Below are 13,624 nucleotides of genomic sequence, written 5' to 3'. Positions count from 1 at the left end.
GGTCATCCCCAGGTCGATTCGAAGGCCGGCGCGCGGCCGATCGCCGCCCGCACCAGCTCGCAGATGCGCTGCGGCGGCACGTTGACGCCGCCGACGCCGGCCAGCAGGCCGTGCACGCGCGGCGCGCGCTCCAGGCCGTACAGGGCGCCGCGGATCTCCTGGTGCAGGATGCCGCCCAGCCCGGGCGAGTGGTCGCGGTCCAGCACCAGCACGTCGGGCACGCCGGCCAGCGCGGCGCGCAGCGCGGCCTGCGGCAGCGGACGCAGCAGCCGCAGCTTGAGCAGGCCGGCCGCGATGCCTTCGGCGCGCAGCGCATCGATGGCCTCGCGGGTGGTGCCGCACAGGCTGCCGAGCGCCACCAGCACCACCCGCGCGCCTTCGCAGCGGTAGCGCTCCAGGATGCCCCAGGCCCGGCCGGTCAGCCGCGCCCATTCGAGGTCGGCCTCCTGCGCCGCCGCCAGCGCGCGCGCCATCGCCTCGTCCATCGCCTGGCGGTGCCGGTAGTACATGTCCTGGCTCACGACGTTGCCCCAGGACGAACCGAGCTCGGGCGACAGCCGCTGCGCCGGCGCGTAGGGCGGCAGGAACCCGTCCACGGTCGCCTGCGCCGGCACCTGCACCGGCTCGAGCGAATGCGAGACGTAGAAGGCGTCGTGGTTGACCATGGCCGGCAGCCCGACCTGCTCGGCCACCCGGAACGCCTGCAGCACCGAGTCGAGCGACTCCTGCGGGCTCTCGCTGTAGTACTGCAGCCAGCCGGTGTCGCGCTGCGCCAGGCTGTCGGTCTGGTCGGGCCAGAAGGCCCAGGGCGAGGCGACGGTGCGGTTGACGTTGGCCATCACGATCGGCGCCCGGGCGCCGGCCGCGTAGTGCAGCACCTCGTGCATCAGCAGCAGGCCCTGCGAGGCGGTGGCGGTGAACACCCGCGCACCGGCCAGCGAGGCCGGCACGCAGGCGGCCAGCACCGAGTGCTCGGACTCCGGCGTGAGGATCTCGGCGTCCATCTCGCCGTTGGCGTGGAACTCGGTGATCAGCTCCAGGATCGGCGTCTGCGGCGTGATCGGGTAGACCGGCACCACCTGCGGCCGCGCCAGCCGGGCGGCCCAGGAGACGGCATGGTTGCCGTCCAGCAGCAGGGTCTGGGACTGGTTCATTTCGTCTCCTCGCGGATCAGCATCGATCCGGTCGGGCATTCGCGCACGCACAGCCCGCAGCCCTTGCAGTAGTCGGCCAGCACCGCGTAGCCGCCGTCGACGTGGGTGATGGCCAGGTCGGGGCAGAACTGGAAGCAGTTGTCGCAACTGGTGCAGGTGCCGCAGGAGAAGCAGCGCGACGCCTCGGCCGCGACTTCCTGCGGCGTCAGCGCCAGCTGCACCTCGGCGCCGTCGGCCAGGCGCTGCCCGGGCGGCAGCCGCCGCTCGCCCGGCCGGCGCGCTGGCGGGTAGTACCAGGTGGCGATGTCGGCCAGCGTGGTGCGCGGCGGCAGCACCGGCCGCACGCGCGGCAGTTCGCGCAGGGCGCGGTCGATGTCCAGCGCCGCGCGCTTGCCCATGCCCACTGCCTCGGTCACGAAGCGGGCCAGGCTGGCGACGTCGCCGCCGGCCCAGATGCGCGGGTTCGAGGTGGACTGGCCGGCATCGACCTTCAGCAGTCTGCCGGCCGATTCCAGCGCGCCGAACGGCTGCAGGTCGGCCTGCTGGCCGATCGCCACCAGCACGGCGTCGGCCTCCAGCGTGAAGCTGCTGTCCTCGACCGGCGTGATGCGCGGCGCTTCGCCGCGCACGGCCGATTCCATCCGCACCCCGATGCAGCCCAGCGACAGGGGCTGGCCGGCATCGCCGACCACCGTGCGCAGCAGGGTGGCGTCGTGCAGCACCACGCCTTCCTCCAGCGCCTCCTGCAGTTCCTCGCGCTGCGCCGGCAGGCGCTCGCGCGGCTCCAGCGCCAGCAGCAGCACCTCGCAGCCGGCCCGGCGCGCGCTGCGCGCCACGTCCATGGCGGCGCTGCCGCCGCCGATCACGGCGACCCGCCGGCCGAGGCGCGGCGGCTTGCCGGCATTGGACAGCGCCAGGTAGTCGCTGCCCTGCATCAGCCAGGGGGCGTCGGCCGGGAACTGCGGCAGCGGCCGGCTGATCGCCGCGCCGGTGGCCAGGTAGACGGCGTCGTGGCGGGCGGCCAGCTGCTCCAGGTCGCCGGGGCCGGCCAGCGCGCGGTTCACGTGCACCTGCACGCCGAGCCGGACGATGCGTTCGATCTCGCCGTCGAGCACCGCGCGCGACAGCCGATACGGCGGGATGCCGTAGCGCATCAGCCCGCCCAGTTCAGCCCGCGCTTCGTACAGGCTGACGCGCCAGCCGCGCCGGCGCAACTGGTAGGCCGCCGACAGCCCCGAGGGGCCGCCGCCGACGACGGCGATGTGGCCGGGCCGTTCCTCTTCGGGCGGCGCGTACTGCCAATCGGCGGCCAGCGCGGCGTCGCCGGCGGCCCGCTCCAGCCGGCAGATCGACAGCGCCTCGTCGTAGGCGCCGCGGTTGCAGGCGGTCTCGCACGGGTGGTGGCAGATGCGCCCGGCGATCGCCGGGAACGGGTTGTGGAGGGTGAGCACTTCCCAGGCGCGGCGCAGGTCGCCGTCGCGCGCGTGGCCGATCCACTGCGCGATGTCGCCGTTGACCGGGCAGGCCTGCTGGCAGGGCGAGGGCCGCATCACGTGCTCGGGCAGCAGCGCGCGCCAGGTGCCGGTCTTGAAGACCTCGGTGCTGCCGGTGGTCCAGGCGGTGGGGGTCAGTGCCGCGTTCATGCTCATGCCTTCACGTCCTGCAGCCGTGCACCGGCCGCTTCCCAGCCCAGCGCACAGGCGGCGGCGTTTTCCTCGGGCTTGGTCGGCGATTGCGCCAGCAGCAGCTGCTGCAGCACCGGCAGGGCGGGTGATCCGAGCACCCGCGCGAAGGCCCCGATCAGGGCCGAGTTGACGATGCGCCCCATGCCCTGGCTGCGCGCGATCGCCAGCGCGTCCACCGGCACCACGCGATGGCCCGGCAGCTCGGCCGCGAACGCGGAGGGCGGCCGCGCCGAATTCACCACGACCAGCGTCCTGGCGTCGGCGCGCGACAGCAGCGGCGGCGCCAGCAGGCTGGCATCGAAGCACAGGATGGCGCCGGCGCGCTCGATGTCGCAGCGCAGCCGGATCGGCCGGTCCGCCACGCGCAGGAAGGAACTGACCGGCGTGCCGCGCCGGGCGCCGCCGTAGCTGGCGAAGGCCTGCACCTGCCGGCCCGAGGCGAAGAACGCGCGCGCCAGCAGTTGGCCCGCGGTCTGCGCGCCCTGGCCGCCGCGGCCCTGCACGATGATCTCCAGCATCGCTTCGGCGCTGCGCCCGCCGTCGGCGGCCGCGGCTTCGGTGCGCGCGCCGGCCTTCTCTTCGACCTTCATCGGACGGGTCCTCCGCTCGGGGATTTCTTGAAGGAGTTCAAGGCCGGCGCGACGCGCCTGCCTACGATGGCCCGCAACCGGAGGCCGCCATGCTCGATGTCGCCAACCTGCACAGCTACTACGGCGAGAGCCACATCCTGCACGGCGTGGACCTGCAGTTGCCGGCCGGCTGCGCGCTGGGCCTGCTGGGGCGCAACGGCATGGGCAAGACCACGCTGATCAAGACCCTGCTGGGCCTGGTGCGCGCGCGCGAAGGGCGCGTGCGCGTCGCCGGCGTGGATGTCACGCGCCGCACGCCGTTCGAGATCGCCCGCCTGGGCATCGGCTACGTGCCCGAGGGCCGCGGCATCTTCGCCAACCTGTCGGTGCGCGAGAACCTGCTGATGGCGCAGCGCCCCGGCCCCGACGGCCGCTGCGACTGGACCTGCGAGCGGGTGCTGGAGACCTTCCCGCGGCTGAAGGAGCGGCTGGACACCGGCGGCCAGCAGGTCTCGGGCGGCGAGCAGCAGATGGCGGCGATCGGCCGCGCGCTGATGACCAACCCGCGTTTGATGATCCTGGACGAGGCCACCGAAGGCCTCGCCCCGCGCATCGTCGAGCACATCTGGCAGGTGATTGCGCAGATCCGCGCCAGCGGCATCAGCACCCTCATCGTCGATCGCAACTACCGCTCGGTGCTGCGCCACACCGATCGCGCGCTGGTGCTGCGCAAGGGCCGGGTGGCGCTGGCCGGCCCCTCGGCCCAGCTGGCCGCCGACGAGCCGGCGCTGCAGGCCTTGCTGGGCGTGTGAGCTCATGATGCGGCGGGCAGCACCGCCGTCGCCTCCAGCTCGATGAGGCCGGGCCGGTCCAGCAGGTCCGACACGAAGATCATGCTCATGGCCGGGTAGTGGCGGCCCATGCGGGCGCGCCAGATCGCGCCCAGTTCCGCGCGCGCGGCCAGGTAGGCCGGCTTGTCGCAGCAGTAGGCGGTCATGCGGCAGATGTGGTGCGGCTCGCCGCCGGCCTGCGCCAGCACCGCCAGCACGTTGTCCAGCGCCTGGGCGAACTGCGGCGCGATCTGTTCCGACTGGAAGCGTTGCTGCGCATCCCAGCCCACCTGCCCCGCGATGAACACGATGCGGCCGGCCGGCACCTCGATGCCGTTGGCGTAACCCTGCGGCGGGGTCCAGCCTTCGGGCAGCAAGACACGCATGTCAGTTCTCCACCATGCGCCGTGCGGCACGCAGCGCACGCAAACGCACGGCCAAACCCAGTGCCATCGCGGAACCGGCTTTGCCGGGCCGCTCGCGGCGCCCCCTTGAGGGGTGAGCGCCGAAGGCGCTTCGGGGGTGTTTCATGTCAGTCGGTATAGCGAGGCGGGTCGGGATCCTGGTCCCAGTCGGGCGCAGGCTCGGGCACGCGCCGCAGCCAGGACTGCAGCAGGGCGATGTGTTCCTTCTCCTCGGCCTGCAGGTCGGTGGCGGCGCGGCGCAGCTCGGGGTCGTCGCAGGACTGGGCCAGCCAGGCGAAGAAGTCGTGCGCCTGCTGCTCGGCCTGCAGCGCGATCGTCAGCGCATGCCAGGGCTGCATCAGGTAGTGGGCCTCCTCCAGCGGCGGCGCCTCGGGCGCGGCGACCGTGGCCGCGGCGTCCGGCGGGCGCGCCCAGCCCATGCGCTTGTGGATGTGGTCGGCGTGGGCCGCCTCCTGCGCCGCCAGCGAGCGGAACAGGTCGGCCACCTCGCGGTTGTTGTGGGTCTCCATCACCTCGGCGAACTCGGTGTAGCGCTGCGTCGCCTCCTGCTCCAGCAGCCAGGCGCGCGCCATCAGCTCGTCGATGCTGCGCGGCGGGGACAGCAGGGCGGCCTTCACAGCGCGAACTCCTCGCCGATCTCCTCGGGCGTGCGCGTGGCAGGCACCGGCCCGCCGCCGTAGGGCGCGCGGTGGCCGGCGTACAGGATGCCGATGTTGAAGCCGTCGTCGGTCATGATGCGCTTGGCCGCGCGCGCCGGATCGTCGGTCGGCGCCACGCTGGCCGGGTGCACCAGGTCCTTCCAGCCGCGCTGCTCGGGCCGGAAGGTCACGCAGGGGCTGAGGATCTCGATGAAGGAGAAGCCGGGGTGGCGGATGCCGGCCGCGATGATCTCGGCGGTGGTGTTCTGGTCGCCCGAGAAGCAGCGCGCCACGAAGTTGGCGCCCGAGGCCAGCGCGATCACCAGCGGATGGAACGAGCGCACGCCGGTGCCGCCGGGCGACAGCTTGCTGTCCCAGTCGGGCTCGGTGGTGGGCGAGGGTTGGCCCTTGGTCATGCCGTACACGTGGTTGTCCATCACGATGTAGGTCAGGTCCACGTTGCGCCGGCAGGCGTGCAGGAAGTGGTTGCCGCCGATCGAATAGCCGTCGCCGTCGCCGCTGGCCACGAGCACGGTGAGGTCGGGGCGCGCCACCTTCAGGCCGGTGGCCGCCGCCAGCGCGCGGCCGTGCACGCCGTGGAAGCCGTAGCAGGCGGTGTAGGCCGGGATGCGCGAGGAGCAGCCGATGCCCGAGACCACGGCCACCTCGTGCGGCGGGCGCTGCACGATCGACAGCGCCCTGGTCACCGAGTTGAGCACCGTGTAGTCGCCGCAGCCGGGACACCAGATCGGCTTGTAGTCGGACTTGTAGTCCCTGGCGGCGAAGGGTTCGGCCGCGGCCGCCAGGGCCGGGGGTTGGCACATGTCGTTCATGCGGTCTGCTCCTGGCGCGCGGCCCACTCCACCAGGGCGGCGCAGATCTCGGCGGGCCGCAGCGGCAGCGGTCCGGGCTTGTGGAAACTGTGCGGGTGGGGCAGGTCGGCGATGCCCCGCAGGTAGCGCAGCAGCTGGGCGCCGTGGTTCTGCTCGACCACCATCACGCGCTCGACCCCGGCCAGCGCCTGCGCCAGCAGCTCGGGCTCGAGCGGCGCCAGCAGCCGCAGCGTGACGCGCTTGAGCGGCACGCCCTGGGCGGCGGCGCGCCGGGCCGCCTCGTGCACCGGGCCGCTGGCCGAGCCGAAGGTGATCACGGCCAGCGGGCCGTCGCCCTCGATGTCGGCCCAGCGCGCGCCGTAGTCGTGGCCGGTGAGCTTGCGCAGCCGCTTGTCGAGCTGCCGGGCGTGGTCGCGCGCCTGGCTGCTGGGAATCGCGGCCTCGGTGTGCTCCAGGCCGTCGGCCGTGTAGGTGGTGCCGGGCGCGCCGGGAATGGCCATGGGCGAGACGCCGCTGGGGGTGTCGCGGTAGCGCTTGTAGTCGGGGGCATGCGGCTCGGCCAGCAGGCGCCGGGCGGCCGGTGGCGGCAGCTCGGGCGCCGCCACGATGGCGCGCGACTGGCCCATGAACTGGTCGGACAGCACGATCGCCGGCGCCTGCAGCGCCTCGGCCAGCTCGACCGCCCACTGGGTGGTGGCGGCGCAATCGGAGATCGAGGTCGGCGCCAGCACCAGCCGCGGCGCGTCGCCGTGCAGGCCGCCGACGGCGAACGACAGGTCGCTTTGCTCGCTCTTGGCCGGGATGCCGGTGGAGGGGCCGCCGCGCATCACGTCGACCACCACGATCGGCACCTCGGCCGCGACCGCCAGGCCGATGCCCTCGGTCATCAGCGCCAGCCCGGGGCCGGCGGTGGCGGTGAGCGAGGGCACGCCGCCGAAGGAGGCGCCGATGATCATGTTGATCGAGGCCAGCTCGTCCTCGGCCTGCAGCAGGCAGCCGCCGGCCTGGGCCAGCGCCGGCGCCATCCACTCGAGCAGCTCGGTGGCCGGCGTGATCGGGTAGGCGGCGACGAAGCGCACGCCGCCGCGCAGCGCGCCGAAGCCGGCCGCCTCGTTGCCGCTGAGCAGCCAGCGGCGCTGGCTGGGCGGGGCCGGCGGGCGCTGGACCAGCGCGTGCGCGGCCACCGCCTCGGCGCCGGCGCGCAGGGCGCGCAGGTTGGCCTGCAGCACCTCGCCGTCGCGCTTCCAGCCGGCGCGCACGGCGTCCTCCAGCGGCTCGATCGCCAGCCCGGCCAGCGTGCCGGTGATGCCCAGCGCCAGCATGTTGATCCAGCTGCCGGGGTGCGCCTTGGCCATCTTCTTGAGCGGCAGGGCGATCACCTTCGCGCCGGTGGCGCGGAAGACCTCGGGCACTTCGCCGGCGTCGGCGTCGCACACCAGCAGCCCGTCGGCGCGCAGCGGGATCTCGTCGGCGAAGCGGTGCACGTTCTGCCAGTCGATCGCCAGCAGCACGTCGAAGGCGTCGTCCAGCGACTCGAGCTGGGCCGTGCCCAGCCGCAGCAGCGCGGCCGCCTCGCCGCCGCGGATCTGCGGGCCGCTGGTGCGCACCATCAGGCCGTACAGGCCGCTGCGGGCGGCGGCGTCCAGCAGCCAGGTGCCGGCGGTCATGACGCCGCTGCCGCCGCTGCCGGCGATGGCCAGCGACACGCTGTCGAGTCGGTGGGCCGGCGCGGCGCGGGCCGGCTGTTCGGTGGTGATGCTCGCATCCACAGGGCTTGTCTCCTCGGGTTCGTGGAGTGGGAGTAAACCGCCCGCGATGCGTCGGCGGCCTTGAACCAGATCAAGGATTGGCCGGGAACGGCTGCCCAGAATGCCCTAAATCGGCAATCGAGTACCAATTTACCGTTTGCCCCCGGACAAACCCGCATCCGCGAGCTGAGCGGAAGCAAACGAGAGATGGAGACGCAATGGGCATCGACGCATACCGCTGGGTGATGACGCAGCCGAAGGCCCCGATGGAGCGGCGCGGCTTCCGGGCCGCGCCGGCCGCCGGCGAGGTGGTGGTGGAAGTGGCCGGCTGCGGCGTCTGCCACACCGACCTGGGCTACTTCTACGACGGCGTGCGCACCAACCAGCCGCTGCCACTGGCGCTGGGCCACGAGGTCAGCGGCCGGGTGGCGGCGGCGGGCGAGGGCGCGCAAGCCTGGCTCGGCAAGGCCGTCATCGTGCCGGCCGTGCTGCCCTGCGGCGAGTGCGACCTGTGCCGGCGCGGGCTGGGCACCATCTGCCGCGGCCAGAAGATGCCCGGCAACGACATCCAGGGCGGCTTCGCCTCGCACATCGTGGTGCCGGCGCGCGGCCTGTGCGAGGTCGACGAGCAGCGGCTGGCGGCCGCCGGCCTGCAGCTGTGGCAGGTGTCGGTGGTGGCCGATGCCCTGACCACGCCCTACCAGGCGGTGCGCCGCGCCGGCGTCACGCCCGGCAGCCTGGCGGTGGTGATCGGTGCCGGCGGCGTCGGCGGCTACTGCGTGCAGGTCGCCAACGCCTTCGGCGCCGGCGTGCTGGCGATCGACGTCGACGACCGCAAGCTGGAAGCGATCTCGGGCTTCGGTGCCGCCCAGACGCTCAACAGCCGCGGCCTGGATGCCAAGGCCGTCAAGCAGGCGGTCGCCGCCTTCGCCAAGGAACGCGGCCTGCGCGCCACCGAGTGGTTCATCTTCGAGTGCTCGGGCACCGCCGCCGGCCAGCAGTCGGCCTGGAACCTGCTGGTGCACGGCGCCACCCTGAGCGTGGTCGGCTTCACCATGGACAAGGTCGAGTTGCGCCTGTCCAACCTGATGGCGTTCGATGCGCGCGCGCTCGGCAACTGGGGCTGCCCGCCCGAGCAGTACCCGGCCGCGCTGGAGCTGGTGCTGGCCGGCAAGGTGCAGGTCGCGCCCTTCGTCGAGGCCCACCGGCTGGACGACATCAACCCCGTATTCGAAGCCGTGCACCGCCACGAGATCCGCGCCCGCGTGGTGCTGCAACCGAACTGACCCCCGAAGGAGACAAAGCCATGAACGCCCCCGATCGCCTGCTGCCCCGACTGGATTTCAAGGACCACGACCTGGCGCCGCAACCGGGCACGCCCGGCGTGCGCTACGACAAGCGCCCCGCGCGCCTGCCCGACGGCACCGAGGTGCCCGGGCTGTACAACGCCTGGATCACGCTGGACAACCCGGCCCAGTACAACTCGTACACCACCGACATGGTGAAGGCGGTGATCCTGGCGTTCCGCGCCGCGTCCAATGCGCGCGACGTCAACTGCATCGTCTTCACCGGCGCCGGCGACAAGGCCTTCTGCACCGGCGGCAACACCAGGGAGTACGCCGAGTACTACGCCGGCCAGCCGCAGGAGTACCGCCAGTACATGCGGCTGTTCAACGACATGGTCAGCGCCATCCTGGCGGCCGACAAGCCGGTGATCTGCCGCGTCAACGGCATGCGCATCGGCGGCGGCCAGGAGATCGGCATGGCCTGCGACTTCACGGTGGCGCAGGACCTGGCCCGGTTCGGCCAGGCCGGCCCCAAGCACGGCTCGGCCCCGATCGGCGGTGCCACCGACTTCCTGCCGGTGATCATCGGCGCCGAGCGCGCCATGGCGGCCTGCGTGCTGTGCGAGCCGTTCTCGGCGCACAAGGCCTACCAGATGGGAATGATCACCGGCGTGGTGCCGGCGCTGAAGGTCGATGGGCAGTTCGTGGCCAACCCGCTGGTGGAAACGCAGCGCGCATTCGACGAGTTCGGCCGCTACGCCTTCGGCGAGTTCAAGACCGGCGCCGCCGCCAAGGAAGCCAAGGCGCTGCTGGCGCGCGGCACGGTCGACCTGTCGATGCTGGACGAAGCAGTCGAGGCCCTGTGCGCCAAGATCCTGCTGACCTTCCCCGAGTGCACGCTCAAGACGCTGGAGGAGCTGCGCAAGCCCAAGCTGGACGCCTGGACCCGCAACAAGGAGAACTCGCGCGCCTGGCTGGCGCTGAACATGATGACCGAGGCCCGCTCGGGCTTCACCGCCTTCAACGACGGGCCGAAGGACGACCGCGAGGTCGACTTCATCGCGCTGCGGCAGAAGCTGGCGGCGGGGCAGAGCTGGATCGGCTCGCTCCACGACGAGATCCAGCCGAAGGGGGCCTGACATGGACGCCGGTGCTTCTCCCCTGAAAGCCTGGCTCGAGCGCGACGGCGCCCTGCTGCGGCTGCGCCTGTCGCGTCCCAAGGCCAACCTGGTCGACGCGGCCATGATCGCCGCCCTCGGCAACGCGCTGGCGCAGTACCGCCGCCACGTGATGCTGCGCGCCGTGCTGGTCGACGCCGAGGGCCCGCACTTCAGCTTCGGCGCCAGCGTCGAGGAGCACCTGCCGGCGTGCTGTGCCGGCATGCTGCAGTCGCTGCACGCCGTGCTGCTGCAGGTGCTGGAGTTCCCGGTGCCGGTGCTGGTCGCCGTGCAGGGCCAGTGCCTGGGCGGCGGGCTGGAGCTGGCGCTGGCCTGCGGCCGCATCTTCGCCCACCCCAACGCGCAGTTCGGCCAGCCGGAGATCAAGCTGGGCGTGTTCGCTCCGGCGGCCTCGGCCCTGCTGCCCTTCCGCGTCAACCAGCCCGACGCCGAGGACCTGCTGCTCACCGGCCGCAGCATCGGCGCCCTCGAGGCGCACCGCATCGGCCTGGTGCAGCAGGTCGAGCAGGACCCCACCCAGGCCGCGCTGGCCTGGTTCGAACAGCACCTGCTGGGCAAGAGCGCCGCGGCCCTGGCCTGCGCCACCGTGGCCGCGCGCGGCCCGATGCAGCGCCAGGTGCGCGCGCGCCTGGCCGAACTGGAGCGCCTCTACCTCGACTGGCTGATGCGCACGCACGACGCCAACGAGGGCCTGGCCGCCTTCCTCGAGAAGCGCCAGCCCGCCTGGACCCACCAATGAAAGGAGCGATCACGATGACCCTTACTCCCGTGCAGCGCATCGTCGAGCGCTGCCAGAACCTGTTCGACGACCTGGACTTCACCGCCGTGAAGGAATGGAAGGCGGCCGCACCCGGCCGCAAGGCGATCGGCTACATGCCGGTCTACGTGCCGCGCGAGCTGGTGCATGCCGCCGGCTACCTGCCGGTGGGCATCCTGGGTGGCGGCGACAACCTGGAGGTGATCCAGGGCGACGCCTACTACCAGAGCTACATCTGCCGCATCCCGCGCTCGACGCTGGAGCTGGGGCTGACCGGCCGGCTCGACTGCCTGGACGGCATGCTGTTCCCCTCGATCTGCGACGTGATCCGCAACCTCTCGGGCATGTGGCAGATCCTCTTCCCGGACAAGTACGTCAAGTACTTCGACGTGCCGCAGAACTACCAGGACGAGGTCGGCGGCAACTTCTACGTGCACGAGATGCAGGACCTGCGCGAGGCGCTCGGCAACCTGCGCGGCTCGCCGATCACCGACGCGGAGTTGAACGCCTCGATCCGCGTCTACAACGACAACCGCGCCGCGGTGCGCGACCTCTACGCCTACCGCTCGGCCCAGCCCTGGCAGGCGCCGACCTCGGAGGTCTACCTGGTGCTGCGCGCCGGCATGGTGCTGCCGCCGGAAGAACACACCGCGCTGATCCGCGAGTACCTGACCGAGACCGACAAGGTGCCGCGCCCGCGCCGCGACAACGCGCGGGTGGTGATGACCGGCTCGTTCTGCGAGCAGCCGCCGCTGGCGCTGATCAAGTCGGTCGAGATGGCCGGCTGCTACGTGGTCGACGACGACTTCATGCTGGTCACGCGCTGGCTGCTGGGCGAGGTGCCCACTGACGGCGACCCGCTGCAGGAGCTGTCCAAGGCCTTCCTGCACCAGTCGGCCTCCACCGCCGCCAAGTACGACGCCACCCGCGCCGAGAAGGGCGTGTTCCTGCTCAAGCAGGTCAAGACCCGCGGCGCCGAGGGCGTGGTGTTCGCCGCGCCGTCGTTCTGCGACCCGGCGCTGCTGGAGCGGCCGATGCTGCAGGACGTGCTGGCCAAGCACGGCATTCCGTACACCGCCTTCAAGTACGCGGAGAACACCGGCCAGATGGCGCCGATCCGCGAACAGGCCGGCACCTTCGCCGATTCCATCAAGCTCTGGAGCGACGCCGCATGAACACCGTGACCCCCCTGTCCGCCGCGCGCAAGGCCAAGCCGGCCGCGATCAAGGACGACGCGATGAACCTCCAGAAGGAGCTCATCAACCGCAATTACGCCGAACTGGCCGCGGCGCGCGCCAACAACCGCAAGGTCGCCGCCACCTTCGTGCCCGGCAACCTGAACGAGCTGCTGATGTGCTTCGACTTCGCGCGCAGCCTGCCCGAGACCAACGCGCTGCAGAACGGCATGCGCAAGAAGTCGGGCAAGTTCATCATGGACGCCGAGCGCGACGGCCACTCCGAGGACGTCTGCACCTACGTCAAGGCCGACCTCGGGATGATGCTGGGCGGCGAAGTCGGCCCCACCGGCGACCCGCTGCCCACGCCCGACGTGCTGCTGCTGTCGTACACCGGCTGCTTCACCTTCATGAAGTGGTTCGAGCTGATCCGCCACAAGTACGGCACCGAGACCCTGATGCTGCACGTGCCCTACCAGGGCAAGGGGCAGATCGACCCGGCCATGCGCAACTACGTGGTCAAGCAGCTCAAGGAAACCATCATCCCCGGGCTGGAGAAGGTGTCGGGCGTGAAGTTCGACATCGACCGCCTGCGCCAGTACATGAAGGAGTCGGTCAAGGCCGAGGACGACCTGGTGGCGGTGCTGCAGTCGGCCAAGCACCGGCCTTCGCCGATCGACGGCTACTTCGGCGCGGTGTACTACATCGGCCCGATCTTCACCGCCTTCCGCGGCACGCCCGAGGCCACCGAGTACTACCGGGTGCTGCGCGCCGAGATCGAGCAGCGCATCCGCGAAGGCAAGGGGCCGGTCACGCCGGAAGGCGACATGGGCGAGGAGAAGTACCGGCTGATCGTCGAGGGCCCACCCAACTGGACCAGCTTCCGGGACTTCTGGAAGATGTTCTACGACGAGGGCGCGGTGGTGGTCTCGTCCACCTACGCCAAGGTCGGCGGGCTGTACGACTTCGGCTTCCGCCACGACCCCGACCGGCCGCTGGAATCGCTGGCCGACTACTGCCTGGGCTGCTACACCAACCTGAACCTGCCCTCGCGGATCGACATGATCTGCCGGTACATCGAGGAGTACCAGGCCGACGGCCTGCTGATCAACTCGATCAAGAGCTGCAACAGCTTCTCCGCCGGCCAGCTGCTGATCCTGCGCGAGGTCGAGAAGCGCACCGGCAAGCCGGCCGCCTTCATCGAGACCGACCTGGTCGACCCGCGCTACTTCTCGGCGGCCAACGTCAAGAACCGGCTGGAGAGCTACTTCCAGATGGTCAAGCAAAAGCGCGCCACCGGAGTCGGCGCGGGCGCGCTGCCGCTGGTGGCCTGAGAGCGAAGGAGA

General features: G+C 71.8%; 13 protein-coding genes. 6 read left to right on the top strand and 7 right to left on the bottom strand.

Annotation, left to right across the window (positions count from 1 at the left end; all coding sequences use genetic code 11):
* Positions 1-2: 2 nt before the first annotated feature.
* Genes PE066_RS06650 through PE066_RS06640 form a run of 3 tightly spaced genes read right to left on the bottom strand, consistent with a single transcriptional unit; the run spans position 3 to position 3,429 of the window.
* Positions 3-1,154 carry a transketolase C-terminal domain-containing protein gene (locus PE066_RS06650; protein WP_271235771.1) on the bottom strand — a complete coding sequence of 384 codons (1,152 nt, stop codon included), beginning with the start codon at positions 1,152-1,154 and terminating at the stop codon, positions 3-5.
* Positions 1,151-2,797 carry an FAD-dependent oxidoreductase gene (locus PE066_RS06645; RefSeq protein ID WP_271235770.1) on the bottom strand — a complete coding sequence of 549 codons (1,647 nt, stop codon included), beginning with the start codon at positions 2,795-2,797 and terminating at the stop codon, positions 1,151-1,153. Before PE066_RS06645 ends, PE066_RS06650 begins: the two co-directional genes overlap by 4 nt.
* 2 nt (positions 2,798-2,799) lie before the next feature.
* Positions 2,800-3,429 (bottom strand): 2-oxoacid:acceptor oxidoreductase family protein, encoded by a 630-nt coding sequence (locus PE066_RS06640; protein WP_271235769.1) that lies wholly within the window; start codon positions 3,427-3,429, stop codon positions 2,800-2,802.
* 89 nt (positions 3,430-3,518) lie between these two features.
* Between PE066_RS06640 and PE066_RS06635 the strand changes: the two genes are divergently transcribed.
* Entirely contained in the window at positions 3,519-4,220 is a 702-nt protein-coding gene (locus PE066_RS06635) for an ABC transporter ATP-binding protein (protein ID WP_271235768.1), read from the top strand.
* Positions 4,221-4,222: 2 nt separating this feature from the next.
* Here the strand turns inward: PE066_RS06635 and PE066_RS06630 are convergent, their stop codons facing one another.
* The 4 genes from PE066_RS06630 to PE066_RS06615 form a co-directional block, all read right to left on the bottom strand.
* Entirely contained in the window at positions 4,223-4,624 is a 402-nt protein-coding gene (locus tag PE066_RS06630) for a RidA family protein (protein ID WP_271235767.1), read from the bottom strand.
* Between the two features lie 146 nt (positions 4,625-4,770).
* Complete coding sequence (locus PE066_RS06625) at positions 4,771-5,280, bottom strand: ferritin-like domain-containing protein (protein WP_271235766.1); 510 nt, start codon at positions 5,278-5,280, stop codon at positions 4,771-4,773.
* Positions 5,277-6,134 (bottom strand): 2-oxoacid:ferredoxin oxidoreductase subunit beta, encoded by an 858-nt coding sequence (locus PE066_RS06620; protein ID WP_271235765.1) that lies wholly within the window; start codon positions 6,132-6,134, stop codon positions 5,277-5,279. Before PE066_RS06620 ends, PE066_RS06625 begins: the two co-directional genes overlap by 4 nt.
* Positions 6,131-7,903 (bottom strand): 2-oxoacid:acceptor oxidoreductase subunit alpha, encoded by a 1,773-nt coding sequence (locus PE066_RS06615; RefSeq protein ID WP_271235764.1) that lies wholly within the window; start codon positions 7,901-7,903, stop codon positions 6,131-6,133. The genes PE066_RS06620 and PE066_RS06615 overlap by 4 nt, the downstream gene beginning before the upstream one ends.
* 197 nt (positions 7,904-8,100) lie before the next feature.
* Between PE066_RS06615 and had the strand changes: the two genes are divergently transcribed.
* The 5 genes from had to bcrB are packed head-to-tail and all read left to right on the top strand — an operon-like array spanning position 8,101 to position 13,612.
* Complete coding sequence (gene had / locus PE066_RS06610; protein WP_271235763.1) at positions 8,101-9,168, top strand: 6-hydroxycyclohex-1-ene-1-carbonyl-CoA dehydrogenase; 1,068 nt, start codon at positions 8,101-8,103, stop codon at positions 9,166-9,168.
* A gap of 20 nt (positions 9,169-9,188) precedes the next feature.
* Positions 9,189-10,307, top strand: coding sequence for a 6-oxocyclohex-1-ene-1-carbonyl-CoA hydratase (gene oah, locus PE066_RS06605; RefSeq protein WP_271235762.1), 1,119 nt, complete (start codon positions 9,189-9,191; stop codon positions 10,305-10,307).
* Position 10,308: 1 nt separating this feature from the next.
* Entirely contained in the window at positions 10,309-11,085 is a 777-nt protein-coding gene (locus PE066_RS06600; protein ID WP_271235761.1) for a cyclohexa-1,5-dienecarbonyl-CoA hydratase, read from the top strand.
* 14 nt (positions 11,086-11,099) lie between these two features.
* Positions 11,100-12,278, top strand: coding sequence for a benzoyl-CoA reductase subunit C (bcrC, locus tag PE066_RS06595; RefSeq protein WP_271235760.1), 1,179 nt, complete (start codon positions 11,100-11,102; stop codon positions 12,276-12,278).
* Positions 12,275-13,612: a benzoyl-CoA reductase subunit B gene (bcrB, locus tag PE066_RS06590; RefSeq protein ID WP_271235759.1), complete on the top strand. Its 1,338-nt coding sequence runs from the start codon at positions 12,275-12,277 to the stop codon at positions 13,610-13,612. Before bcrC ends, bcrB begins: the two co-directional genes overlap by 4 nt.
* The last annotated feature ends 12 nt before the right edge of the window (positions 13,613-13,624 follow it).

Origin of the sequence: Ramlibacter tataouinensis (assembly GCF_027941915.1) — a bacterium.
Taxonomy (GTDB): domain Bacteria; phylum Pseudomonadota; class Gammaproteobacteria; order Burkholderiales; family Burkholderiaceae_C; genus Ramlibacter; species Ramlibacter tataouinensis_C.
This window is presented reverse-complemented; position numbering and strand designations above follow the sequence as displayed.